Consider the following 23,599-nt stretch of genomic DNA (forward strand, 5'->3'; position numbering starts at 1 on the left):
TGTGACCAAGCTCAAGGACCTCCGGCCCTGCCCAGGTCGGGCCGCCTGGCGGACCGTTGACCTGTGCTTCACGAGGGCGAAACGTGAGCCCGGCAGCATCGTCCTCGGGCAGACTCGACACCGGCGGCTGACCACCGCCGACAACCATCTCGTGCGGGGTGACCATGAGCGCCAACGGGCCGAACCAGACCATCGGCTTGACCACCATCTCCCGGACCGTCGCCTCCCTCGCCTTCGGCGTGGTGCACACGCTGGAGCGCGCGGTGGCCGGTGACGGCCGGACGCGTACCGCCCAGGGCAACGCCTGGGAGGCCGTCTGCGCCGACCGGGCCCGCGCCGCCCAGCGCCGCGAGCTGGAGCGGCTGGTGGCCGAGCTGACCGCCGCACGGGCCGCGGCCCGCCGCCGGCGCGACGCGCGCGAGGCTCAGCCGGTCAGCTGACCGTCGGGTCCTCGCCCCGGTCCAGCGCGTCCCACGCGTCCCGGGTGCCCCGCTCGACCGCCGGCCGGCCGGGCTCGACCGCCGGGACGGCCCGTCGCTCGTACCGCGCGCCCATCGCGGGCCAGCCCGCTGCGCGCAGCGCGGTGAACGCGCCGCCTGACGCGAGGGCCAGGCCGCCGGCCACCACCAGCGCCGGCCACTGACGGCTCACCCCGGCCTCGGCGAGGCCGATCCCGCCGCCGACCGCCACGGCCACGCCGACCGCGCCCAGCAGCAGGCCCAGCAGCCGGCGCAGGCGGCCCCGGGTGGCGAGCACCGCGCCGCCGCCGGCCAGCCCCACGTAGGTCAGCGCCAGCACCCAGGGCAGCAGCTCCGCGCCGGTCCGGTCGGCCCGGCCGGGCGGCAGCGACCCCCGGGCGGTCATCTCCACCGACCAGGTCCGGGTCACCGCCCAGCAGGCCAGGCCCGCCCCGGCCAGGCAGAGCAGCACCGCGTACGCGAGTTCGCGCCGACCGCGGGCCGACGGCGCGGTGGTGCCGGGCGCGCTCACCGGGCTGCCCGCAGCGTCTCGGCGGCCGCGATCGCGGCGAGGACGGCGGCGGCCTTGCTGCGCGTCTCCCGATCCTCGGCGGCCGGATCGGAATCGGCCACGATCCCGGCGCCGGCCTGCACGTAGGCCCGGCCGTCGCGGATCAGCGCGGTACGGATCGCGATGGCCATGTCCAGGTCGCCGCCGAAGGCGAAGTAGCCGACGGTGCCGCCGTAGACGCCGCGCCGCACCGGCTCCAGCTCCTCGATGATCTCCATGGCGCGTACCTTGGGCGCGCCGCTGAGCGTGCCGGCCGGGAACGTGGCGGCGAGCGCGTCGAACGCGGTGCGGTCGGCGCGCAGCTCGCCGACCACCGTCGAGACGATGTGCATGACGTGGCTGTAGCGCTCGATGGTGGCGAACTCGGGCACCTCCACGGTGCCCGGCCGGCAGACCCGCCCCAGGTCGTTGCGGCCCAGGTCGACAAGCATGACGTGCTCGGCGCGTTCCTTGGGGTCGGCGAGCAGCTCGGCGGCGAGCCGGGCGTCAGCCTCCGGGGAGCCGCCGCGCGGCCGGGTGCCGGCGATCGGGTGCAGCAGGGCCCGCCGCCGCCCGTCCGGGCCGGCGCTGACCTTGAGGTGCGCCTCCGGGGACGACCCGACGATGTCGAAGCCGTCGAAGCGCAGCAGGTACATGTACGGGCTGGGGTTGGTGGTGCGCAGCACCCGGTAGACGTCCAGCGGGTCGGCCTCGGTGGGGCGCTCGAAACGCTGGCTGAGCACGATCTGGAAGCACTCGCCGGCGCGGATCGCCTCCTTGGCCGCCGCCACGGCCTTCGGGTAGCCGCCCTCCGGGGTCCGGCTGACCACCTCGCCGACGCCCGGCCGGCCGACGGTGGACACCATGGGCGGGATCGGTCGGGACAACGCGGTGGTCATGGCGTCCAGGCGACCCACCGCGTGGTGGTACGCGGCGTCGACCAGCTCCGCCCGCCCGGGCGTATCGAGCGGGGGCAGGACCGCGTTGGCGACCAGGATCGCCGAGCCCTCGTAGTGGTCGAGCACCACCAGGTCGGTGGCGAGCATCATGCCCAGCTCGGGCACGTCCAGCTCGTCCTCGGTCAGCTCGGGCAGCCGCTCGAAGCGGCGGACCAGGTCGTAGGCGAGGTAGCCGACCAGCCCGCCGGTCAGCGGCGGCATTCCGCCGGCCGGGTCCCAGGCCGGGCCGGCGAGCGCGTCGACCGACTCGCGGAGCACGGTGACCGGGTCCCCGGTGGTCGGTACGCCCGCGGGTGGCGTGCCGGTCCAGCGCGCCTCGCCGTCCCGCTCGGTGAGCGTGGCGCTGCTGCGGACGCCGATGAACGAGTACCGCGACCAGGCCGTGCCGGCCGAACCGACGCCCTGCTCGGCGGATTCCAGCAGGAACGTGCCGGGACCGCCGGCCAGCTTGCGGTAGACCCCGACCGGGGTCTCGGCGTCGGCGAGCAGCCGCCGGGTCACCGGCACGACCCGCCAGCGGGCGGCCAGGTCGGCGAAGGTGGACCGGTCCGGGCTGACGGTGCCGTCGGTCACGGGGTCTCCTCCGGTGAGCTGACCGGCAGGTCGGTGAAGAAGCAGGTGCGCTGCCCGGTGTGGCAGGCCGCGCCGACCTGCTCCACGCTGACCAGCAGCGCGTCGCCGTCGCAGTCCAGGGCCACCGAGCGCACGTACTGGTGGTTGCCGGAGGTGGCGCCCTTGACCCAGTACTCGCCGCGGCTGCGCGACCAGTAGGTGGCCCGGCCGGTGGTGAGCGTGCGGTGCAGCGCCTCGTCGTCCATCCAGGCGACCATCAGCACCTCGCCCGTGTCGTGGGCGCGGACCACGGCGGCGACCAGGCCGTCCGGGGTGCGGCGGAGTTTGGCCGCGATGGCCGGGTCGAGCCGGGACGGCCGGGCCGGGCCGGGACTGGGGGCGCCGGTCAGCGGCGCGTCAGGGGCGGGCACGGTTGACCATTCTCCCGCACGCGGCCCGGGGACCGCCGACGTGTCCCGGGAGGCGGGCGTCACCGTCGCCAGCGCCCGGCCCAGCTGCCGCAGGTAGCGGTCCGCCCGGCCGTCGGTGAGCGCCTCGGCCAGGTCGGTCCCGGTGGCCCGGGCGATCTCCGCCGCGTACGGGCGCACCAGCGGGAGGATGCCGGTGACCAGCCGTCCGGCGGCGGCGCCGACCTCGGCCGGGTCGCCGGGGCGCAGCCCGAGGCAGAGGAGCATGTCGTCGCGGTAGCCGGCCGGGGCGACCGGCAGGTCCAGCGCGGCGGTCAGGGCGGCCCGGCGGGACACCACGCGCACCGACGGGTTGGCCGGCCGCAGCACCGAGGGGCAGAGCCGGGCCAGGTCGGCCGCGGCGAGCCGGACCCCGACCGGGTCACCGGCCAGGCGCGCGGCGGCGACCTTGCCCAGCGTGGCGATCAACTCCTCCAGGCGCGGCTCGTCGGCGGGCTGGCAGAGCACCGGCAGGTCGATCCGGCGCCGCCATTCCGGCACCGCCCAGAGCAGCCGGGCCGGCGCGGTGACCGGGAGGCCGAACGCCCAGTCGGCGGGCTGGCCGAGCCGGCGTACCCAGGAGCGGACGTCGCGGGCGGCCACGGAGACGTGCACCAGGCGGCCGCCGAACTCGGTCAGGTACGCCCGCCGGGCCGCGTACGGCGTGCCGCGGCGGGACGTGACCTGCCGGGGCCCGCCGGTGGCGCGTGGCTCGTCGGCGGCCACCAGCACGTCCACGTCCACGTCGCTGTGCTCGGTGGCGGCCCGCCGGGCGTGGCTGCCCCGCAGCATGATCCCGACGACCGGCCGGTCGGCGGCGTGCCGCAGGCGGGCGGCCCAGAGGTCGAGGAACCCGGTGTCGGACAACGGAGCTGGACCCACTGCCTCATGGTGCCGAAACCTGATCTTCCGATGCCGGACTCCCTGTCCGCCGCCGGGTGTTCAGCCCGACTCCTCCTCCGCCCGCCGGTACGCGTCGATCTTGTATTCGAGAACCTTCAGGTCCTCCTCCAGCTCGGCCATCCGGGCCAGCACCCGGGCGCGGTGCGCCTCGAACAGCGCCCGCCGCGCGCCGAGCGTGCTGTCGCCGTGCCGGGCCAGCTCGGCGTAGCGGCGCATGTCGCGCACCGGCATCCCGGTGCGCCGCAGCCGGGTGAGCAGGAACAGCCAGTTGACGTCGGACTCGGTGTAGCGCCGGCGGCCGGAGGAGTCCCGTCCGACGCGGCCCACCAGCCCCTCCTGCTCGTACCAGCGCAGCGTGTAGGTGGTCAGGCCGACCCGTTCCGCCGCCTCACCCACGGTGAGGCTCGTCTCCCGCGTGCTGATGTCCACGCCCTCCAGGCTTCCAGTTCGAGCCCACTCGAAGTCAAGTCCCTCGTTGCCTCGCCGACGGAATTCATCTAGCGTTGAGTTCATCGGGTGATGAATTGACGGAGGCGAGCATGGACGACGCGGTGTCGGTCCGCGAGCTGGTGGTCGACCGGGGCGGGCGGCGGGTGCTGCACGGCATCACCTGCGGGGTGCGCCGGGGCACGGTGACCGGGCTGCTCGGGCCCAGCGGCAGCGGCAAGACCACGCTGATGCGCGCGGTGGTCGGCGTGCAGACGGTCGGCTCCGGCGCGGTCGACGTGCTCGGCCGCCCGGCCGGCTCGGCCGACCTGCGCCGCCGGGTGGGCTACCTGACCCAGGCGCCGAGCGTCTACGCCGACCTGACGGTGCGGGAGAACGCCCGCTACTTCGCGGTGCTCCAGGGCCGGGGCCGCGCCGAGGCCGACCGCGCGGTCACCGACGTCGGCCTGGGAAAGGCGGCCGACCAGCTCGTCGGCACGCTCTCCGGCGGCCAGCGCAGCCGCGCCTCGCTCGCGTGCGCGCTGGTCGGCGAGCCGGAGCTGGTCGTCCTCGACGAGCCGACGGTCGGCCAGGACCCGGTGCTGCGGGCCGACCTGTGGGCCCGGTTCCACGCCATGGCCGCCGCCGGCACCACGCTGCTGGTGTCCAGCCACGTGATGGACGAGGCCGCCCGCTGCGACCGGCTGCTGCTGATCCGCGAGGGCCGGCTGGTCGCCGACGACACCCCGGCCGCGGTCCGCGCCGCCACCGGGACCGACGACCTGGAAGAGGCGTTCCTGCGCCTGATCCGCGACGCCGAGGGAGAGGCGCGATGAACGGACGGATCCTGGCCGCCACCACCGGGCGCATCCTGCGCCAGCTCCGGCACGACCGGCGGACCGTGGCGCTGCTCGTGGTGGTGCCGTCGGTGCTGCTCACGCTCGTCTACTTCATGTACGTCGACCAGCCCGCCCCGCCCGGCGCGCCCAGCACGTTCGACCGGGTGGCCCTGATCATGCTGGGCTTCTTCCCGTTCATCATCATGTTCCTCGTGACCAGCATCGCCATGCTCCGCGAGCGCACCACCGGCACGCTGGAGCGCCTGCTCACCACGCCGCTGGGCAAGCTCGACCTGCTGTTCGGGTACGGCATCGCGTTCGGCCTGGCCGGGGTGCTCCAGTCCACTGTCGCCTCGGTCGTCGCGTACCAGGTGTTCGGCCTGGAGACCGCGGGCAGCGCGTGGCTGGTCGTGCTGATCGCCGGGGTGAACGCGGTGCTGGCGGTGGCGCTCGGGCTGTTCTGCTCGGCGTTCGCCCGCACCGAGTTCCAGGCGGTCCAGTTCATGCCGGTGGTGGTGGCGCCGCAACTGCTGCTGTGCGGCCTGTTCGTGCCGCGCGACCAGATGGCCGGCTGGCTCCAGGCGGTCAGCGACGCGCTGCCGCTGTCGTACGTCGTCGAGGCGCTGCAGGAGGTCGGCGCGCACGCCGAGCCGACCGGGACGATGTGGCGGGACGTGGCGATCGTGACCGGGGCGGCGGTGGCGGCGCTGGTGCTGGCCGCCGCGACGCTGCGCCGGCGCAGCGGGTGAACGCGCGGCGCACCGGGCGGCGGCCCGGCACCCCGGACACCCGCGAGGCGATCCTCGCCGCGGCGCGGGAGGCGTTCGCCGAGCGGGGGTTCGACGCCGCGTCCATCCGGGCCATCGCCGCGGCGGCGGGAGTGGACCCGGCGCTCGTGCACCACTACTTCGGCGGCAAGGAGGAGCTGTTCCGGGCCGCGACGGCGTTCCCGGCCGACCCGGGAAGGCTGCTGCCGGCGGTGCTCGCCGGCGGCCCGGACGCGCTCGGCGAGCGGATGGTCCGGGTGTTCCTGGAGGTCTGGGACTCCCCCACCGGCACCGCCGCGGTGGCGCTGCTGCGCTCGGCGGTCAGCAACGACTGGACCGCGCGCCTGCTGCGCGAGTTCCTGGTCACGCAGGTGCTGCGGCGGGTGCTCGACCAGCTCGACGTCGACCCGGCGCAGCGCGCGCTGCGCGGCGGCCTGGTCGCCACCCAGCTCGCCGGGCTGGCGATGATGCGGTACGTGCTCCGCCTCGACGCGGTCGCCACCGCCGAGCCGGCGACGCTGGTGGCCGCCGTCGGCCCGACGGTCCAGCGGTACCTCACCGGCGACATCACCTGAGCCGTCGCGGCTCAGGCCGCGGCCGCCCGGGGGCAGAGCATCGGGTGCAGCAGGCGGGACAGCTCCGCCACGTCGGCGACCGGCCGGGGGAAGGCGAGCCGGGCCCGCCGGGTCGCGCCGGGCCGCCCGTGCGCGACCAGCAGGCCGTACCTGTCGATCCGGACCACCCGCGGGATCTGGTCGCCGGGCAGGTCCAGCCGCCGCCGCAGGTAGTCGCCGACCTGCTCGGCGTGGTGGTCGGCCAGATCCGCGAGCAGGGCGGCCTCGACCGGGTGCAGCGGGTCCGGCTCGGCCTCCGCGAACGCCTCCGGGTCGATCCGGCGCACCCGACCGGCGCGTTCCCAGCGGGCCTCGGCCACCTCGAAGCGGTGCAGGTGGAACCGGCTGCCCACATCGAGCAGATCGGCGACCGGGTCGGTGGCGGCGAAATCGACAGCCGCGTCGCGCGCCTCGTCCCCGTTCAGCCGCGTCGCCCAGCCGGACACCCAGGCCCGGCCGAGCGAGGGCGCCCCGGCCGCCGGCGGCAGGTCGAGCACGTCGAGCACGGCGGCCACGTCGGCGTCGCCCGCCGGCGGCACGAGCGCCGCGGCGAGGTCACTGACCACGGGTACGAGCAGCAGCACCCGCCCGTCCGGGTCGACGGCGTGCCGGACCTGGTGCGGGCCGGGGTGCCGGGCCAGGTGGACGAGGGCGGGCAACCGGCCCGCGACAAGGGTTCGCACGATCTCCGCCGGGCTGGGCCGCATGATCCCGACCTCCTCAAGATAGGTTAGGCTTACCTAAGAAGCAGGCTAGACGATCGGAGACGCCCCCGTGAACCACCCCCGGCCCAAAGCCCGGCTCTCCCGGGCCCTCGGCATCCCGCTGACCCGCAAGTGCGTGCGGTACTTCGAGCGGCGCCCCTATCCCCCGGGCGTGCACGGCCGGTCCCGCCGCACCACCTCCGACTACCAGGTGCGGCTGCTGGAGAAGCAGCGGCTGCGCCACCAGTACAACGTCAGCGAGGCCCAGTTGCGCCGGCTGTTCGACGAGGCCGCCCGGGCCGCCGGCAAGACCGGCGACACGCTCGTCGCGCTGCTGGAACGACGCCTCGACGCGGTGGTCCTGCGGGCCGGGCTGGCCCGCAGCATCTACCAGGCCCGCCAGCTCGTCGGGCACGGCCACATCACCGTGGACGGGCGCAAGGTCGACCGGCCGTCGTACCGGCTGCGGCCCGGCCAGGTGGTCGGCGTACGCGAGCGCAGCCGCACGCTGCCGCCGTTCCAGCTCGCCGCCGCCGGGGCGCACGCCGACGCGCAACCCCGGCCGTACCTGTCGGCGCAGCCGGCGCAGCTGCGCGCCACGCTGGTACGCGAACCGGCCCGGCACGAGGTACCGGTGGTCTGCGACGAGCAACTGGTGGTGGAGTTCTACTCCCGCTGACCGGTTACCGGGTCTGCTCCAACCAGGACGCGTACAGCAGCGCGTACACCGAGTCGGTGTCGCGGACCAGCTCGTCGTGCGGGCCGCGCTGCACGATCCGGCCCCGGTCCACCACGATCACCTCGTCCGCCGCCTGCGCGGTGGACAGCCGGTGCGCGATGGCGAGAGTGGTCCGCCCCCGGGTCACCGCGTCGAGCGTGCGTTGCAGGCGTACCTCGGTGGCCGGGTCGACGGCGCTCGTCGCCTCGTCCAGCACCAGCAGGTCCGGGTCCGCGACGTACGCCCGGGCCAGCGCCACGAGCTGCCGCTCGCCGACGCTGAGCGCCTCCCCGCGCTCACCGACCGGCGTGTCCAGCCCGGACGGCAGCCCGTCCAGCCAGTCGGCCAGGCCCAGCTCGCCGAAGGCGGCGGTGAGCCGCTCGTCGGTCAGGTCGGGGCGGGCGAAGCGGACGTTCTCCCCGACCGTGGCGTCGAACAGGAAGCCGTCCTGCGGCACCATCACCACCCGGGAACGCAGCGAGTCGAAACGCACCTGCCGCAGGTCGACGCCGGAGAGCAGCACCGCGCCCTCGGTCGGGTCCATCAGCCGGGTGAGCAGCTTGGCGAACGTGGTCTTGCCGCTGCCGGTCTCGCCCACCACCGCCACCCGGCTCTTGGCCGGGATGTCCAGCGTCACGTCGTGCAGCACCGGCGGGCCGCCCGGATAGGCGAACGTCACGCCGGCGAACCGGGCGTCCAGCGGCCCGGGCGGCAGCTCCCGCCCCTGCTCGCCCGGGTCGGCCACGTCCGGGGAGACGTCCAGCACGTCCAGCACCCGGCGCCAGCCGGCGATCGCGTTCTGCGCCTCGTTGAGCACCTCGGTGGCGATCTGCACCGGCTGGATGAAGAGCGTGACCAGGAACAGGAACGCGGTGAGCTGGCCGACCGACAGCGTGCGGTCGACGCCCAGGCTCACCCCGACCACGACCACGCCGGCCAGCGCCAGCCCGGCCGCCAGCTCCCCCACCGAGCTGCCCATGATGCTGATCCGGATCGCCCGCTGCTGGGCCACCCGCTGACCGTCGATGGCCGTGTCGAGCCGCCGCGCGGTCCGCCCGGCGATGCCGTACGCCCGGATCACCGGCGCGCCCACCACGCTCTCGCCGATCGCGCCGAGCAGCGTGCCGGTGCGCTGCCGCACCAGGCCGTAGGCCCCGGCGAGGCGGCGCTGCAACTGCCGGATCACCAGCACCGCCGGCGCGAACGCGACGAGCACCACGAGCGTCAACTGCCAGGAGTACGCGAGCATCACCGCTGTGGTCACCAGCAGCTGGCCCAGGTTGACGATCAGGATCACGCCGCCCCACTGCAGGAACTGGGTGATCTGGTCGACGTCGCTGGTCACCCGGGAGACCAGCGAGCCGCGCCGCTCGGACTGCTGGTGCAGCATGGACAGGTCGTGCACGTGCCGGAACGCCCGGGTGCGCACCCCGGCCAGGGCCGTCTCGCTCACCGTGAACAGCCGGCGCATCATCAGGTAGCCGCAGGCGGTGGTGACCACCAGCACCCCGGCGGTGATCGCCACGGTGAGCGAGATGACGTTCAGGTCGAGCCCGCCGACGATGCCGTGGTCGATGCCGCGCTGCACCGCCACCGGCACGGCGACCCGGCCGACCATGTAGACCAGCGCCAGCGCGAGCGTGCCGGCGAGACCGGTGCGCAGCTCCGGGGAGAGCGCCAGCCCGCGCCGCAACGTCTGCCAGGTCGACTCGGTGGTCTCGGTGCTCCGGTCCGCCTCCGCCGTCGTCGCGCTCACCGCTCCACCTCCAGGCCGGAGGCCAGCGGCGTGACCTCGTCGTACGTCTGCTTCTGCTCGCGTTCCTGCTCGGCCTGCTCGTACGCGGTGACCAGGTCGGCGTAGCCGGGCACGGTGGCCAGCAGCTCGGTGTGGGCGCCGCGGGCGACCACCCGGCCCTGCTCCACGTAGATCACCTCGTCGGCGAGCGCGATGGTGGCCCGGCGGTACGCCACCACCAGGATCGACGCCGGGGCGCCGCCGTCGGCGGGCGCGCGCAGCCCGGCCAGGATGGCCGCCTCGACGCGCGGGTCGACAGCGCTCGTGGCGTCGTCGAGCACCAGCAGCCGGGGGCGTCCGGCCAGCGCCCGGGCCAGCGTCAGCCGCTGCCGCTGCCCGCCGGACAGCGAGGTGCCTCGCTCGCCGACCATGGTGTCCAGCCCGTCCGGCAGCGCGGCCACGAAGCCGTCCGCCTCGGCCAGCCGCAGCGCCGCCCACACCTCGTCGTCGCCGATGCCGGCCCGGTCCAGCGCGATGTTGGCCCGGACCGTGTCGTCGAAGACGAACGGCACCTGCGCCACCAGCGCCACGTTGCCGGCGAGCGAGGCGGCGGTCAGTTCCCGCACGTCCACGCCGTCCAGCGTGACCCGCCCGGCGCCCGGGTCGACCAGGCGCACGGCCAACGACGCGATCGTGGACTTGCCCGAACCGGTGGGCCCGACCAGGGCGACGGTCTTCCCGGCCGGCACGGTGAACGTCACCTCGCCGAGCACCTGGGCGCCGGGCAGGTGCGCCTCGGCCGGCTCGTACGCGAAGTGCACGTCGTGGAACGCGAGCGTGGCCGGCGTACGGGTGGCCGGGTCGAGCGTCCTCGTGCCGTACGGCATCTCGCCTGTCGCGTCGAGCACCCGGCGCACCCGGTCCCACCCGGCGACGCTGCGCGGCAGCTCGGCCAGCACCCAGCCGATGGCGCGCACCGGGAAGGCCAGCACGGTGAACAGGAACGCGACGCTGACCAGCTCGGACACGGTGATCGCGCCCTGCCGCAGCCGGATCGCGCCGACCACCAGCACGGCGAGCGTGCCGAGGCTGGGCAGCGTCTCCAGCATCGGGTCGAAGACGCCGCGCAGCCGGCCGACCGAGATCAGCGCGTCCCGCAGCTCGCCGGCGCGGGCGGCGAAACGGGCGGTCTCCTGGGCCTCGCGGCCCATCGTCTTGACCACCAACGCGCCGTCGAAGCTCTCGTGCGCGATGCCGCTGACCTCGGCGCGCAGCCGCTGCGCCCGGGCCTGCCGGGGCGCCATCCGGCGGGAGTAGACCACGTTGAGCGCGAACAGCGCGGGGAACACGGCGAGGCCGACCAGGGCCAGCGCCCAGTCGGTGACGAACAGTGACGCCACCGCGCCGACCAGCATCACCAGCGTGCCGACCGCGAACGGCAGCGGCGCGATCGGGTACCAGGCCGCCTCCACGTCGGAGTTGGCGTTCGACAGCAGCGTGCCGGTGGAGTTGCGGTGGTGCCAGGCCAGCGGCAGTTCCAGGTAGCGGCGGGTGACCCGGCGGCGGTAGGCGGCCTGGAGCCGGTACTGCATGTAACCGGCGCCGAGCCGCCGGCCGAAGATGCCGACGACCCGCAGCACGCTGATGCCGAGCAGCGCCGCCGCGGCCAGCGCCAGGGTCCCGCGGGCCACCTCGCCGCGCTCGACCGCGGGCACGACGACCTTGCCGACCACCCCGCCGACCACGTACGCGCTGGCGATCACCAGGAGGCCGAACAGCACGCTGCCGCTGACCGCCACCGCGAAGATCCGCGGCTGTTCCCGGATGGCCCGGCCGAGCACCCGTAGCCCTCTGCCGAGCACGTCCCGACTTGTCCCGCTCGCCACGTTCGCCCCCGCCGTAAGCCGCAATTTTCTCCCCCATCCTTACCGCTCGCCGCCAGCTCCGCCGACCCGGCCGGGATATGTCCGCCGTCACGTTCGCACCGGACCTGGGCGGACACCGGCCCTCGATGCTCGCGGCCCGCCGTAGCGCCGGGCGTGGCGCGCCGATCGGCCGCGACGGGCCTACGATCGGGCCATGCCGCGGTACGCCCGAACGGAGCGCGAGGCGCTCGCCGACCTGATGCTGGAGCTGGGACCGGACGCGCCGACTGTGAACGAGGGGTGGACCACCCGCGACCTGGCGGCGCACCTGCTGGTGCGGGAGCGCCGGCCGGACGCGGCGGGCGGGATCCTGCTGCCGCCGCTGCGCGGCTACGGCGAGTCGGTCCGCAGGCGGATCGCCGCCGGGCCGTACGCCGACCTGATCGCCCGGGTCCGCCGTCCCCCGGTGTGGAGCCCGGTGAGCAACCCGCTCACCGACGAGATCGCGAACGGGATGGAGTTCTTCATCCACCACGAGGACGTCCGCCGGGCCCGGCCGGGCTGGCAGCCGCGTGACCTGCCGGCCGGGCAGCAGGCGGTGCTCTGGAAGCGGGTCGCCCTGCTGGCCCGGATGGCGCTGCGGCGCTTCCCGGCCGAGGTGCTGGTGCAGGCGCCGGGGCACGGCGAGCTGCGGGCCGGTGGCGGCGGCGAGCGGCTGCGGCTGGTCGGCGCGCCGGGGGAACTCGTGCTGTTCCTCACCGGGCGGCAGCGGGTGGCCCGGGTCCAGGTGGACGGTCCGGCCGAGCGCGCCGAGCGTCTGCGTACCGCCGAACTGGGCCTGTGACAGACGTTTCCGCCCGTCCACCCAGGCGATCGTAGAATGTGGACACCCGGCGTTCGATAACGTTCGCCGGCTGCCGTACGCTCCTGCGCACCGGCCCGACCCTGCGGGGCGGCGGACAGGGGACGACGATGCGGGACTTCGCGCTCTCGGCGCTGCACGAGCCGCCCTTTCCCTCCCGGTGTCACCCGGCCGCGGACGAGGTGGCCGCGCAGAGCGTCGCCTGGGTGCGCGGTTTCGGCCTGGTCAAGACCCAGGCCGGCCTGCTGCGGCTGGCCGGCGCCCATGCCTCGGAGCTGGCCGGACGGGCCTGCCCCGAGGCGTCCCCGGCCGGTCTGCGGCTGCTCACCGACCTGATCAACTGGCTGTTCGTGGTGGACGACGCCTGCGACGACGACGGGCTGGGCGCCGCGCCGACAGTGCTCGCGCCCACCCTGGCGGCGCTGCTGGAAGTGCTCGACCGGCACGGTGACCCGGACGCGCCCGCGCCCACCGACGCCGGCCCGATGGGCCTGGCGCTGCACGATCTGTGCCGGCGGGCGCGCGGCCGGGGCCGGCCGGCGCACCTGATGCGGCTGGTGAGCCAGTTGCGGGAGTACCTGCTGGCGCTGCTGTGGGAGGCGGCGAACCGGGAGCGCCGGCGCGTGCCGGGGGTCGCCGAGTACGTGCAGATGCGCCGCCACACCGGCGGCGTACGCCCCAGCTTCACGGTGACCGACCTGGCCCGCCCGTCCCTGCCCCGGGCCGACCAGCGGGCGACCCCGGCGCTCACCGCGCTGGACGCCCTCGCCACCGACCTGGTCTGCTGGTGCAACGACGTGTTCTCCTACGGCAAGGAGCGGGGCGTCACCCCGGACGCGCACAACCTGGTGACCACGATCGCGGGCGAGACCGGGCAGGACGAGTCGGCGGCGCTGAACGCGGCGGCGAACCGCTTCAACGCGGCCCTCGCCTCGTACGCGGAGCGGGACGCGGCGTTGAGCGCCGGGGCCGACGAGGGGATGCGGGCGTTCCTGGACACCCGCCGGGACTGGATCCGGGCCACCTACGACTGGTCCCGCGCCGCCAGCCGATACGCCTGATCCGATTCCAGAAGTCGGGACCGGTGGCGACTCGGCCGATCAGGGCTAGCCGCTGGCCGGGTACAGGCAATACCCTTCGGTAACCGCAGACCGGCGTGACCCCCGTCACGTCCCTCCACCCCTGAAGGCGGCTACAGCGATGGCTCTCGATGTACCGTACCGTTCCGTACCCGACATGTTCCTCAAGCGCGTGGCGGACTCCCCCGACCGCCAGGCGTTCGCTCACCCCGCACCCGACGACTCGGGCCCGGTCTGGCTGACGTGGGAGCAGGTCGGGCAGCGCGCGAAGGCGATCGCCGCCGGGTTGCACGGGCTCGGTGTCGGCCTGGAGAACCCGGTGGCGATCCTGGCCAACACCCGGCTGGAGTGGGTGCTTGCCGACTTCGGCATCATGTGCGCCGGTGGGGCCACCACCACCGTCTACCCGACCACCGAGCCCGACGACGCGGTCTACATCATCGCCGACTCCGGCTCGAAGGTGCTGTTCGCGGAGAACCCGGCCCAGGCGGCGAAGATCGCCGGAGCGGACCTGCCCGCGCTGACCCACGTGGTGCTCTTCGACGGCGCGCCGGACCCGGCCGCCGCCGTCCCGCAGCTCACCCTGGCCGAGCTGGAGGAGCGCGGCGCCGCCGCGCTGAGCGCCGAGCCCGACCTGATCGACATGCTCGTGGCCGGCATCGGCCCGGACCACCTGGCGACGCTCATCTACACCTCGGGCACCACCGGCCGCCCGAAGGGCGTGGAGCTGCTGCACGGCGGCTGGTGCTGGGAGGGCGTGGCGCAGGCCGAGCTGGGCCTGCTGCGCACCGACGACCTGCAGTACCTGTGGCTGCCGCTGTCGCACTCGTTCGGCAAGACGCTGCTCTGCGGCGCCACCCACGTCGGCCTGCCCACGTACGTCGACGGCCGGGTGGACAAGCTGGTCGACCTGCTCGGCGTGATCCGGCCGACGCTGATGTGCGGCGCGCCCCGGGTCTTCGAGAAGGTCTACAACAAGGCGGTCACCACCGCGCAGGGCGCGGGCGGCGCGAAGGCCAAGATCTTCGCCTGGGGCGTCGAGGTCGGCAAGGAGAAGGTCGCGCTGGAGCAGGCCGGCAAGCCGGTGCCGGCCGGGCTGCGGATGAAGTACGCGCTGGCCGAGAAGCTGGTGTTCAGCAAGCTGCAGGCCCGGCTCGGCGGCCGGATGCGGGTGCTGGTCTCCGGCGCGGCGCCGCTGAGCAAGGAGATCGCCACCTTCTTCGCCGCCGCCAACCTGCCCATCTCCGAGGGCTACGGCCTGACCGAGACCAGCGCCGGCGCGTTCGTGAACCCGCCCGACGGGCTGAAGATCGGCAGCGTGGGCCGGGCCATGGGTGATCTGGAGTGCCGGATCGACACCGACGGCGAGATCCTGATGCGGGGCAAGCCGGTCATGCGGGGTTACCACAACCTCCCCGAGGAGACCGCCGCCGCGTTCACCGAGGACGGCTTCTTCCGCAGCGGCGACATCGGCACGCTCGACGACGACGGCTACCTGCGCATCACCGACCGCAAGAAGGACCTGGTCAAGACGTCCGGCGGCAAGTACGTCGCGCCGTCGCACATCGAGGGCATGTTCAAGGCGGTCTGCCCGTACACCTCGCAGGCGGTGGTGATCGGGCAGGCGCGCAACTACTGCACCATGCTCGTCACGCTGGACCCGGACGCGATCAAGGGCTGGGCCGCCGGCACCCCGCTGGAGGGCAGCGACTACACCACGATCGTCACCTCGCCGCAGGCGCGGGAGATGGTCGAGGGGTACGTCGCCGAGCTGAACGCCAAGCTCAACCGCTGGGAGACGATCAAGAAGGTGACGATCCTCCCCCGTGACCTCACCATCGAGGACGGCGAGGTCACGCCGTCGCTGAAGATCAAGCGCCGGAGCGTGGAGACGAACTTCTCCTCCGAGATCGACAAGATGTACGAGGGCACGCTCGCCGAGCTGTGACCCGCACCGCCAGCCGGTAGCGCCGGCCGTGCCCCACCGTCCCGGGGCACGGCCGTTCGCGTCGGCGCCGGTCAGAGGTGCTGCTGCCGCCAGCGGCTCTGCTCGGCCTCGGCGGCGATCTGCTCCTCCAGCGCGAGCTGGCGTACCCGGCGCCGGTGACCGTTCTCGCCCCGGGTCTCCCAGGCCACTCCCGCGCCGGTGACCACCGCCAGCACGATCAGCGCGACCAGCTCCGGCACACGGAACACGAATGGGGCGACCGCGGTCAGCGCCCCCACGGTGGTCAGCAGCCGCCAGTGGATCTCGCGCAGCGCCACCCACCAGCACCCGGCGACGCCGAGCAGGTGCAACGCGACCCCGCCGAACAGGATCGCGCCCCAGAAGTCGCCGAGCGGCAGCCCCCAGGCGGGCGTGTGCGGATCGGCGGCCTCGGCCAGCAGGTCCTTGAGGCCGAGCGCGTAGAGGATGATCCCGGCGACTATCGGCAGGTGCAGGAACGTGTACGCGGTGCGGGCCAGCCGCAGCCGTGTGGCGCGGTCCCGGGCCTGGTGCAGGACCTGTTCCATGGCGAACGCCAGCGTGTCGAAGTACGCCCACCACAGCGCCGCCACGACCGTGATGCCGAGCAACGCGGCGATCGCCACCGGGCCGGTGAGCGGCAGCCCGCGCTTCGGGCCGAGCCCCAGCGCGATGATCGACTCGCCGAGTGCGACGAGCACGATGAGCGCGTGCCGTTCCGCCCAGTGCCCGGCCGAGAGCACCACCCACCACTGCTGGCCCAGGACCGTCCCGGCGACGTACTCGACAAGCAGCGCCAGCGTCCAGAGCGCCAGTTGCAGCCCGACCGCGAACCGCTCCTGCGGCAGCCGGCCGGGGAGTGTGCCGGCGACGACAAGCAGCGCCGTGGCCACCGTCGGGGCCAGGAAGCGCATCCGCAGTCCCCGGCGCCGGGCCGGGTCGGCGCGGTCGGCCCAGGCGAAGACGGTGAGCTGGGCGGTCCGGATCACGAAGTAGCACGCGGCGAAGACCAGCGGCCCGGGCAGCCAGCCACCGCTGTTGGCGAACGCGCTGGGCGTGCTGAGCACGAGCAGGAACGTGGCCGCCACGGTGACGACGCCGATCAGCGGCAGCATCCCCTGGTCGGCGCGGAACGCGTTGCCCATCCGGGCGAAGCCGGTCCACGACCACCAGAGCAGCGCCAGCACCAGCAGGAACCGGTAGAGGTTGGCGGGCGTGAGCACCGAGGCGGTGAGCGTGGTGACGCTCAGGAACGCGAAGACGAAGACCAGGTCGTAGAAGAGCTCCAGCCGGGTGGTGCGGGAGCCCGGCGCGCTGCGCCGCACCGCCCACGACCACCGGACCGCGTCCCCGTCTCCCACCCGGGCAGTGTGCGGGCGCGGACCCGCCCGCAGCTGTGGTTCGGGCGGTTCACCACCGGATCGGGCGGGCGGTCAGGCGATGACGCTCGGCTCGCGCCACTGCGGGCGGCTGGTGCGGTCCAGGTCGTAGCGCACCGCGGCGAGCCGGCCCACCGCTTCCACCAGTTCCTCGGCGGGCAGCGTGAAGGGCAACCGCAGGAAGCGCTCGAGCGTCCCGTCCAGGCCGAACCGGGGTCCGGGCGCCAGCCGTACGCCGACCTCCTCGGCGGCCCGGGCCAGCGCGCTGGAGATCGGGCCGTCCAGCTCGGCCCAGAGCGTCACGCCGCCGCGCGGCGGCGTGACCCGCCAGTCGGGCAGCTGCTCCGCGAGCGCCGCGACCAGGGCGTCGCGCTGCGCGGCGAGCTGGGCCCGGCGGGCGGCCACGATGGCCGGCGCCTCGGCGAGCAGGTGCACGGCGACGAGCTGGTCGAGCACCGGGCTGGCCATGTCCACCCCGACCCGGGCCGCGGCGAGCCGCTGCACCTGGGGCGCGGAGGCGCGGACCCAGCCGATCCGCAGGCCGCCCCAGTAGGGCTTGCTCATCCCGCCGATGCTGATCACCCGGGAGTGCCTGTCGAAGACCGCGACCGGCGGCGGCAGCGGGGTGCCGTCCAGCGGCAGGTCGACGAAGGACTCGTCGACGACGAGGTCGGTGCCGGCCGCGTGGGCCGCGCCGACCAGCCGTTCGCGCAGGTCGGCCGCCATCAGGTGGCCGGTCGGGTTGTGGAACTCCGGGATCACGTACGCGAGCTTCGGCCGGGTCTGCCGGATGCTGCCGAGCAGCAGCTCGGCGTCCCAGCCCTCGTCGGACAGGCCGTGCGTGGCGATCCGGGCGCGCCGGGCGGCCAGCGCGGCCAGCGCGTTGGGGTAGGTGGGTGACTCGACGAGCACCGCGCCACCGGGCGACAGGGCCAGCCGCAGCACCAGGTCCAGCGCGTGCTGGGTGCCGCTGGTGACCATGATCTGCTCCGGGCTGGTGGGCAGCCCGCGCTCGGTGTACCCGCGGGCCACCGCCTCCCGCAGCTCGATGATGCCGGTCGGGTGGTAGCCGGCCCCGCCGAGGTAGCGGGGCAGGTCCTCGGCGGCCGCCCGGGCGGCCGGGACGAGCTGCGGCGGCGCGGACAGCGCGGCCACGCCGAGGTCGATCATGTCGCGGTCGTCCAGCGGCGTCCACAGCCCGGTGCTGGCGACCCGGTGGCCGCCGGGCAGCATGGTCCAGCTCCCGGCGCCCCGGCGGCTGGCCAGGTGGCCGCTCTCCCGCAGTTCCCGGTACGCGGCGGTGACAGTGGTCCGGCTGATCCGCAGCGCCTCGGCCAGTTCCCGCTCGGCCGGCAGGCGTACCCCCAGGGGCAGCCGGCCGTCGGCGAGCAGGCCCCGGACGGCGCCGGCGAGCGCGGCGTAGTCGGGGCTGCGGCGGCGGCCCGGCAGTGCATGCCACTGGCCGAGGAGTCGCGCCAATTGGACGCCGCGCACCTGGCTGGTCATGGCCACACCTCCGGAATTGGACCCCTTACGTCCTGCAATTGGCCCCTAGGGTGGCATGCATGGCACCGCTTGGCAATCTCGGGCACCGTTCGGCGCGACGACTCACCCAGCTCTACGCCGGGCTCGTCCTGTACGGCCTCAGCATGGCGCTGATGATCCGGTCGGAGCTGGGGCTGGACCCGTGGGACGTGTTCCACCAGGGGCTCGCCCGGCAGACCGGCCTCTCCTTCGGCACCGTCACCATCGCCGTCGGCGCTCTCGTGCTGCTGCTCTGGATCCCGCTGCGGCAGCGGCCCGGCCTCGGCACGGTCAGCAACGTCGTGGTCATCGGCCTGGTCGTCGACGCCACCCTGGCCGTGCTGCCGCCCGGTGAGGGCATGCCGGCGCGTGCCGCGATGCTCGTGGCCGGGATCGTCGCCAACGGCGCCGCCACCGGGCTCTATCTCGGCGCCGGGCTCGGCCCCGGGCCCCGCGACGGTCTGATGACCGGATTCGTCGCCCGTCATCCCCGCTTCTCGGTGCGGCTGGTCCGCACGAGCATCGAGGTCACCGTGCTGGCCCTCGGCTGGCTGCTCGGCGGAACCGTCGGCCTCGGCACCGTGGCGTACGCGCTGACCATCGGCCCGCTCGCCCAGTTCTTCATCCCGGTCTTCGCGCTGCCCGCACGGCCGGCGAGCGGCGCTTACGCTACGTGACCGGCGCCGGGCCGACCGCCACGGCCCGAAGCGATCCGCAACGCGCTGAGCTGCGGTGACGAAGAACAGCAAAACCAGGTGTTTCCTCCGCCGTCGCGGCCGGGCATCATTCCTGCATGGGGGAGAACGGATGGCGTTGGAGCGACGCCTGGATCTTCGTCGCGCTTGTCATCGCCAGTGGCGCCGGCCGGCACCGGCGGTCCGCGTCGACACGCCGCCCCGAAGGCGTACGACTGGCCGACGTCCTCTCCACCGCCGACCACCTCAACCAGGCCATCCCCGAGCGGCACGAGGTGGAGGGCGCGGTCCGGCGGCTCGTCGGCGCGGGCCTGGTCAGCGTCGCCGACGGCTGGTTCCGGGTCACACCGGACGGTGAGCGGCTCTGGCGCACCCGCCCCAGCGCCGGGCTCGGCACCACTGTGGACACGGTGCAGGGCGTGCTAACCCGCCGGCACCCGCCCGGTGAGTCCGAGTGGCAGCTCGACGAGGACGACCACGCCGCCGCCGTGCAGGAGTACGTGGTCCGCTCGATCCCGATGCCGCGCCGCTCCCCCGAGGGGCACTCCGGCCGGCAGTGAGCGCGCCTCAGCGCACCGGGTGCCCGGCGCCGCGCAGCGCGTCCTTGACCTCGCCGACGGTCAGCTCACCGAAGTGGAAGACGCTCGCCGCGAGCACCGCGTCCGCCCCCGCGCCGACGGCCGGCGGGAAGTGCGCCACCTCGCCCGCGCCGCCGCTGGCGATCACCGGCACGTCGACCACCTCCCGGACCGCCTGGATCAGCGGCAGGTCGAACCCGGCCTTGGTGCCGTCGGCGTCCATCGAGTTGAGCAGGATCTCCCCCGCGCCCAGCTCGGCGCCGCGCGCCGCCCACTCGACCGCGTCCAGCCCGGTGCCCCGCCGCCCGCCGTGCGTGGTCACCTCGAAACCGCTCGGCGTCGTGCCGTCGGGCGCGCGGCGCACGTCCAGTGAGAGCACGAGCACCTGACTGCCGAACCGGTCGGCGATCTCGGCGATCAGCTCCGGGCGGGCGATGGCGGCGGTGTTCACGCCCACCTTGTCCGCCCCGGCCCGCAGCAGCGTGTCGACGTCGGCGACCTGGCGGACGCCGCCGCCCACGGTGAGCGGGATGAAGACCGACTCGGCGGTACGCCGCACCACGTCGAGCATGGTGCCGCGGTCACTGGACGAGGCGGTGACGTCGAGGAAGGTCAGCTCGTCCGCGCCGGCCCGGTCGTACGCCGCCGCCAGCTCCACCGGGTCGCCCGCGTCGCGCAGGTCGAGGAAGTTGACCCCCTTGACCACGCGCCCGGCGTCCACGTCCAGACACGGGATGACCCGTACCGCCACCGTCATGCCCCGAGCCTAGCCAACGCGCGGGCGGTGGTGACCCGCCGGTGAGGCCGGTCACCACCGCCCGTGGTGGTACGGGTTCGCGCCGGTCAGAGACGGACCAGCATCTTGCCGAGGTTCTCGCCGCGCAGCAGGCCGAGGAACGCCTCCGGGGCCTGCTCGATGCCGTCGACGATCGTCTCGTCGTACGACAGCCGGCCCTCGCGCAGCCAGCCCGCCACCTCCTGCACGAACTGCTCCCGCAGGTGACCGTGGTCACTGACGAGGAAGCCGCGCAGCGTCAGGCGTTTGCCGATCACCAGCGCCAGGTTGCGCGGCGCGGCGGGCGGCTCGGTGGCGTTGTACTGGGCGATCATGCCGCAGATGGCGGCCCGGCCGTGCACGTTCATCGCCCCGATCGCGGCCTCCAGGTGGTCGCCGCCGACGTTGTCGAAGTACACGTCGACGCCGTCCGGCGCGGCCGCCCTGAGCTGCTTGGACACCGGGCCGTCGTGGTAGTCGAACGCGGCGTCGAAGCCGAGCGCGGTGAGCCGTTCCACCTTCGCCGCGGAGCCGGCGCTGCCGATCACCCGGCCGGCGCCGCGCAGCTTCGCGATCTGGCCGACCATGCTGCCCACCGCGCCGGCCGCGCCGGAGACGAAGACGGTCTCCCCCGGCTTCATGGCGGCCACGTCGAGCAGCCCGGCGTACGCGGTCAGCCCGGTCATGCCGAGCACGCCCAGATGGGCGGTCACCGGTGCCAGGTCCGGGTCGATCTTGCGCGCGCCCTTGGCGTCCACCAGCGCGTACTCGCGCCAGCCCAGCCCGTGCAGCACCGTGTCGCCGGGCTTGACGCCGCCGGCCTCGCCGGCCACCACCTCACCGATCGCGCCCCCGTCGAGCGGGGCGTCGAGCGCGAACGGCGGCACGTACGACTTGACGTCGTTCATCCGCCCGCGCATGTACGGGTCGACGGACATGAACCGGTTGCGGACCACCACCTGTCCCGGGCCCGGCGTCGGCACCTCGGTGGTGACCAGCCGGAAGTTCTCCGCGGTCGGCCAGCCCTGCGGCCGGGACGCCAGATGGATCTCCCGGTTCATCCCGCTCATCGGGCCTCGCGGACCGTGCGGGTGACCTCGACGTTGCCCCGGGTCGCGTTGGAGTAGGGGCAGACCTGGTGGGCCGCGTCGACCAGCTGCTCGGCGGCCGCGCGCTCGACCGCGGGCAGGTCCACCACGAGCGTCACGGCGAGGCCGAAGCCGCCGCTGCCGTTCGGGCCGATGCCCACCTCGGCCTCGACCACCGAGCCGGAGACGTCCGCCTTGGCCTTGCGGGCGACCACGCGCAGCGCGGAGTGGAAGCAGGCCGCGTAGCCGGCCGCGAAGAGCTGCTCCGGGTTGGCCGCGCCGCCGGCGCCACCCATCTCCTTCGGTACGGCGAGGTCCAGCTCGACCGTGCCGTCGGAGGTGCGGACGTGACCGTCGCGGCCGTCGCCGGTGGCGCGGGCGGAGGCGGTGTAGAGCACCTGCATGTCACTGCTCCTTCTGTCGGTGGATCGTCTCGGTGACCCGGGTGAGGATGCCGTGGAGGAAGACCAGTTCGGCCTCGGTGAGCCCGGTGGCGGTGGCCACCTGCCGCGGCACGTCACACATCCGCTCCCGCAGGGCCCGGCCCTGGCCGGTGAGGCCCACCTCGACCCGGCGCTCGTCGGCAGCCGAGCGGGTACGCACCACCAGGCCGGCCGCCTCCAGCCGCTTGAGCAGCGGGGAGAGCGTGCCGGAGTCGAGCCGGAGCGCGGCGCCGAGCTCGGAGACCGTGGGGGCGTCGTCGTCACGCTCCCAGAGCACCAGCAGCACCAGGTACTGCGGGTAGGTCAGGCCGTGCTCGTCGAGGATGGGCCGGTAGACGTCGGTCATGGCGCGCGACGCCGCGTAGAGGGCGAAGCACACCTGCCGGCGCAGCACCAGATCATCGGTCACCGCGAAACCGTAACGCACAATTAGGTTGTGCACAACCGATCGGCGTGTGGTCCGGGGCGCGCGAGGCACCCCGGAACGCCTCAGGCGGGGAGGTACGCCTCCAGCTCGACCTCGACCAGCAGGTCCGGGTCGATCAGCCCGGCCACCACCACCATCGTCGCCACCGGGCGTACCGGGCCGAACACCGCGTTGTGCGCCCGGCCCACCTCGTCGGCGAAGATCCGATCCGTCACGTACATCCGGGTCCGCACCACGTCGCCCGGACCGGCGCCCACCTCGGCCAGCGCGTCCAGGCCGATCCGGATCGCCTGCGCGGTCTGCGCCGCCGCGTCGCCGGCGTGCGCCACCCGGCCGTCCACAGTGGAGGTGCAGCCGGCCGTGATCGCCAGCGAACCGGCCCGGACCACCCGCGAGTAGCCGTACAGCGCCTCCCACGGGCCGCCCGAGCCGAGCCGGGTCACCACACCGGCGTCCGCCGGCGGCTCGGGCGGCGCGGCGGTCATGCGTCGGCCCGCAGCGTCGCCAGCGCCTCGGCGACGGTGAACGCGCCCGCGTAGAGCGCCTTCCCGGCGATCACGCCCTCCACGCCCACCGGCTCCAGCGTGGCCAGCGCCCGCAGGTCGTCGAGCGTGGACACGCCGCCGGAGGCGATCACCGGGGCGTCGGTGCGGGCGCACACCTCGCGCAGCAGGTCCAGGTTCGGCCCGCGCATGGTGCCGTCCTTGGTGATGTCGGTGACCACGTACCGCGCCGCGCCCGCCGCGTCCAGCCGGGCCAGCACCTCGTACAGGTCACCGCCGTCGCGGGTCCAGCCGCGCGCCGACAGGGTACGGCCGCGCACGTCCAGCCCGATCGCCACCCGGTCGCCGTACTCGCCGCAGATCCGGTCGCACCACTGCGGATCCTCCAGCGCGGCGGTGCCGATGTTCACCCGCGCCGCCCCGGTGGCCAGCGCCGCCCGCAGCGACTCGTCGTCGCGGATGCCACCGGACAGCTCCACCTTCACGTCCAGCTTGCCGACCACCTCGGCCAGCAGCGCGGCGTTGGAGCCCCGCCCGAACGCGGCGTCCAGATCCACCAGATGGATCCACTCCGCGCCGTCGGACTGCCAGGCCAGCGCCGCGTCCAGCGGGTCGCCGTACGCGGTCTCGCTACCGGCGGCGCCCTGCACGAGCCGGACGGCCTGGCCGTCGGCGACGTCCACGGCGGGCAACAGGGTGAGGCTCAACGCTTCTCTCCTCGGG

The 23,599-nt window shown here is 74.5% G+C and carries 25 protein-coding genes and 1 pseudogene; 10 read left to right on the forward strand and 16 right to left on the reverse strand.

Annotated features, from left to right (window positions below):
- Nucleotides 1-164: 164 nt before the first annotated feature.
- On the forward strand, nt 165-440 hold the full coding sequence (locus DQE82_RS09685) for a hypothetical protein (RefSeq protein WP_069089043.1): 276 nt from the start codon (nt 165-167) through the stop codon (nt 438-440).
- Here the strand turns inward: DQE82_RS09685 and DQE82_RS09690 are convergent.
- The 5 genes and pseudogenes from DQE82_RS09690 to DQE82_RS09705 all read right to left on the reverse strand — a co-directional run bounded on the left by DQE82_RS09690 (nt 433) and on the right by DQE82_RS09705 (nt 4,318).
- Nucleotides 433-990: a Trp biosynthesis-associated membrane protein gene (locus DQE82_RS09690; RefSeq protein WP_069089042.1), complete on the reverse strand. Its 558-nt coding sequence runs from the start codon at nt 988-990 to the stop codon at nt 433-435. The genes DQE82_RS09685 and DQE82_RS09690 overlap by 8 nt on opposite strands.
- Nucleotides 987-2,540: an anthranilate synthase component I gene (locus DQE82_RS09695; RefSeq protein ID WP_043329521.1), complete on the reverse strand. Its 1,554-nt coding sequence runs from the start codon at nt 2,538-2,540 to the stop codon at nt 987-989. The genes DQE82_RS09690 and DQE82_RS09695 overlap by 4 nt, the downstream gene beginning before the upstream one ends.
- Entirely contained in the window at nt 2,537-2,950 is a 414-nt protein-coding gene (gene hisI / locus DQE82_RS31080; RefSeq protein ID WP_043331113.1) for a phosphoribosyl-AMP cyclohydrolase, read from the reverse strand. Before hisI ends, DQE82_RS09695 begins: the two co-directional genes overlap by 4 nt.
- A gap of 180 nt (nt 2,951-3,130) precedes the next feature.
- Nucleotides 3,131-3,778: pseudogene (locus DQE82_RS31085) on the reverse strand (phosphoribosyl-AMP cyclohydrolase); the annotation flags it as partial.
- 150 nt (nt 3,779-3,928) lie between these two features.
- Nucleotides 3,929-4,318 (reverse strand): MerR family transcriptional regulator, encoded by a 390-nt coding sequence (locus tag DQE82_RS09705; protein WP_069089041.1) that lies wholly within the window; start codon nt 4,316-4,318, stop codon nt 3,929-3,931.
- A gap of 110 nt (nt 4,319-4,428) precedes the next feature.
- Between DQE82_RS09705 and DQE82_RS09710 the strand changes: the two genes are divergently transcribed.
- From DQE82_RS09710 to DQE82_RS09720, 3 genes are read left to right on the forward strand one after another with little or no spacing between them, the layout of a single operon-like run.
- Nucleotides 4,429-5,151 (forward strand): ABC transporter ATP-binding protein, encoded by a 723-nt coding sequence (locus DQE82_RS09710; protein ID WP_113972522.1) that lies wholly within the window; start codon nt 4,429-4,431, stop codon nt 5,149-5,151.
- A complete protein-coding gene (locus tag DQE82_RS09715) occupies nt 5,148-5,903 on the forward strand; it encodes an ABC transporter permease (RefSeq protein ID WP_113972523.1) in 756 nt (251 codons plus the stop codon). Before DQE82_RS09710 ends, DQE82_RS09715 begins: the two co-directional genes overlap by 4 nt.
- Nucleotides 5,900-6,496, forward strand: a complete 597-nt coding sequence (locus DQE82_RS09720) for a TetR family transcriptional regulator (protein WP_030500283.1) — start codon at nt 5,900-5,902, stop codon at nt 6,494-6,496. Before DQE82_RS09715 ends, DQE82_RS09720 begins: the two co-directional genes overlap by 4 nt.
- An 11-nt stretch (nt 6,497-6,507) precedes the next feature.
- Here the strand turns inward: DQE82_RS09720 and DQE82_RS09725 are convergent, their stop codons facing one another.
- Nucleotides 6,508-7,242, reverse strand: a complete 735-nt coding sequence (locus tag DQE82_RS09725) for a DUF2470 domain-containing protein (protein ID WP_043329514.1) — start codon at nt 7,240-7,242, stop codon at nt 6,508-6,510.
- Nucleotides 7,243-7,309: 67 nt separating this feature from the next.
- Between DQE82_RS09725 and rpsD the strand changes: the two genes are divergently transcribed.
- Complete coding sequence (rpsD, locus tag DQE82_RS09730; RefSeq protein ID WP_064445248.1) at nt 7,310-7,918, forward strand: 30S ribosomal protein S4; 609 nt, start codon at nt 7,310-7,312, stop codon at nt 7,916-7,918.
- Between the two features lie 4 nt (nt 7,919-7,922).
- Here rpsD and DQE82_RS09735 read toward each other — a convergent pair whose 3' ends face one another.
- Both DQE82_RS09735 and DQE82_RS09740 read right to left on the reverse strand, forming a co-directional pair.
- On the reverse strand, nt 7,923-9,713 hold the full coding sequence (locus tag DQE82_RS09735; RefSeq protein WP_043329513.1) for an ABC transporter ATP-binding protein: 1,791 nt from the start codon (nt 9,711-9,713) through the stop codon (nt 7,923-7,925).
- Nucleotides 9,710-11,578 (reverse strand): ABC transporter ATP-binding protein, encoded by a 1,869-nt coding sequence (locus DQE82_RS09740; RefSeq protein ID WP_181373759.1) that lies wholly within the window; start codon nt 11,576-11,578, stop codon nt 9,710-9,712. Before DQE82_RS09740 ends, DQE82_RS09735 begins: the two co-directional genes overlap by 4 nt.
- Before the next feature lie 193 nt (nt 11,579-11,771).
- On the opposite strand from DQE82_RS09740, the gene DQE82_RS09745 reads away from it, so the two are divergent.
- The 3 genes from DQE82_RS09745 to DQE82_RS09755 all read left to right on the forward strand — a co-directional run bounded on the left by DQE82_RS09745 (nt 11,772) and on the right by DQE82_RS09755 (nt 15,446).
- The gene (locus tag DQE82_RS09745; RefSeq protein WP_030500278.1) at nt 11,772-12,401 is read left to right on the forward strand and encodes a TIGR03085 family metal-binding protein; all 630 of its coding nucleotides are present in this window, start codon (nt 11,772-11,774) and stop codon (nt 12,399-12,401) included.
- A gap of 128 nt (nt 12,402-12,529) precedes the next feature.
- Nucleotides 12,530-13,480: a terpene synthase gene (locus tag DQE82_RS09750; protein WP_043331108.1), complete on the forward strand. Its 951-nt coding sequence runs from the start codon at nt 12,530-12,532 to the stop codon at nt 13,478-13,480.
- Between the two features lie 139 nt (nt 13,481-13,619).
- Nucleotides 13,620-15,446: a long-chain fatty acid--CoA ligase gene (locus DQE82_RS09755; RefSeq protein ID WP_043329509.1), complete on the forward strand. Its 1,827-nt coding sequence runs from the start codon at nt 13,620-13,622 to the stop codon at nt 15,444-15,446.
- Between the two features lie 71 nt (nt 15,447-15,517).
- Here the strand turns inward: DQE82_RS09755 and DQE82_RS09760 are convergent, their stop codons facing one another.
- Entirely contained in the window at nt 15,518-16,825 is a 1,308-nt protein-coding gene (locus DQE82_RS09760) for a low temperature requirement protein A (protein WP_181373758.1), read from the reverse strand.
- A 72-nt stretch (nt 16,826-16,897) separates the two neighbouring features.
- On the reverse strand, nt 16,898-18,349 hold the full coding sequence (locus DQE82_RS09765; protein ID WP_064445245.1) for a PLP-dependent aminotransferase family protein: 1,452 nt from the start codon (nt 18,347-18,349) through the stop codon (nt 16,898-16,900).
- A 59-nt stretch (nt 18,350-18,408) separates the two neighbouring features.
- On the opposite strand from DQE82_RS09765, the gene DQE82_RS09770 reads away from it, so the two are divergent.
- A complete protein-coding gene (locus tag DQE82_RS09770) occupies nt 18,409-19,044 on the forward strand; it encodes a YitT family protein (RefSeq protein WP_043329506.1) in 636 nt (211 codons plus the stop codon).
- A 116-nt stretch (nt 19,045-19,160) separates the two neighbouring features.
- Nucleotides 19,161-19,622, forward strand: a complete 462-nt coding sequence (locus DQE82_RS09775; protein WP_043329504.1) for a hypothetical protein — start codon at nt 19,161-19,163, stop codon at nt 19,620-19,622.
- A 7-nt stretch (nt 19,623-19,629) separates the two neighbouring features.
- Here DQE82_RS09775 and hisF read toward each other — a convergent pair whose 3' ends face one another.
- The 6 genes from hisF to priA form a co-directional block, all read right to left on the reverse strand.
- A complete protein-coding gene (gene hisF / locus DQE82_RS09780; RefSeq protein ID WP_043329502.1) occupies nt 19,630-20,397 on the reverse strand; it encodes an imidazole glycerol phosphate synthase subunit HisF in 768 nt (255 codons plus the stop codon).
- Between the two features lie 86 nt (nt 20,398-20,483).
- Nucleotides 20,484-21,485: an NADP-dependent oxidoreductase gene (locus tag DQE82_RS09785; RefSeq protein WP_064445244.1), complete on the reverse strand. Its 1,002-nt coding sequence runs from the start codon at nt 21,483-21,485 to the stop codon at nt 20,484-20,486.
- Nucleotides 21,482-21,907 (reverse strand): organic hydroperoxide resistance protein, encoded by a 426-nt coding sequence (locus DQE82_RS09790; protein WP_064445243.1) that lies wholly within the window; start codon nt 21,905-21,907, stop codon nt 21,482-21,484. Before DQE82_RS09790 ends, DQE82_RS09785 begins: the two co-directional genes overlap by 4 nt.
- A gap of 1 nt (nt 21,908) precedes the next feature.
- Nucleotides 21,909-22,355: a MarR family winged helix-turn-helix transcriptional regulator gene (locus DQE82_RS09795; RefSeq protein WP_043331106.1), complete on the reverse strand. Its 447-nt coding sequence runs from the start codon at nt 22,353-22,355 to the stop codon at nt 21,909-21,911.
- 80 nt (nt 22,356-22,435) lie between these two features.
- On the reverse strand, nt 22,436-22,858 hold the full coding sequence (locus tag DQE82_RS09800; protein WP_043329499.1) for a RidA family protein: 423 nt from the start codon (nt 22,856-22,858) through the stop codon (nt 22,436-22,438).
- A complete protein-coding gene (priA, locus tag DQE82_RS09805) occupies nt 22,855-23,583 on the reverse strand; it encodes a bifunctional 1-(5-phosphoribosyl)-5-((5-phosphoribosylamino)methylideneamino)imidazole-4-carboxamide isomerase/phosphoribosylanthranilate isomerase PriA (protein ID WP_069089036.1) in 729 nt (242 codons plus the stop codon). Before priA ends, DQE82_RS09800 begins: the two co-directional genes overlap by 4 nt.
- Nucleotides 23,584-23,599 lie beyond the last annotated feature (16 nt).

This window comes from Micromonospora sp. LHW51205, assembly GCF_003315815.1.
Lineage (GTDB): Bacteria > Actinomycetota > Actinomycetes > Mycobacteriales > Micromonosporaceae > Micromonospora > Micromonospora chalcea.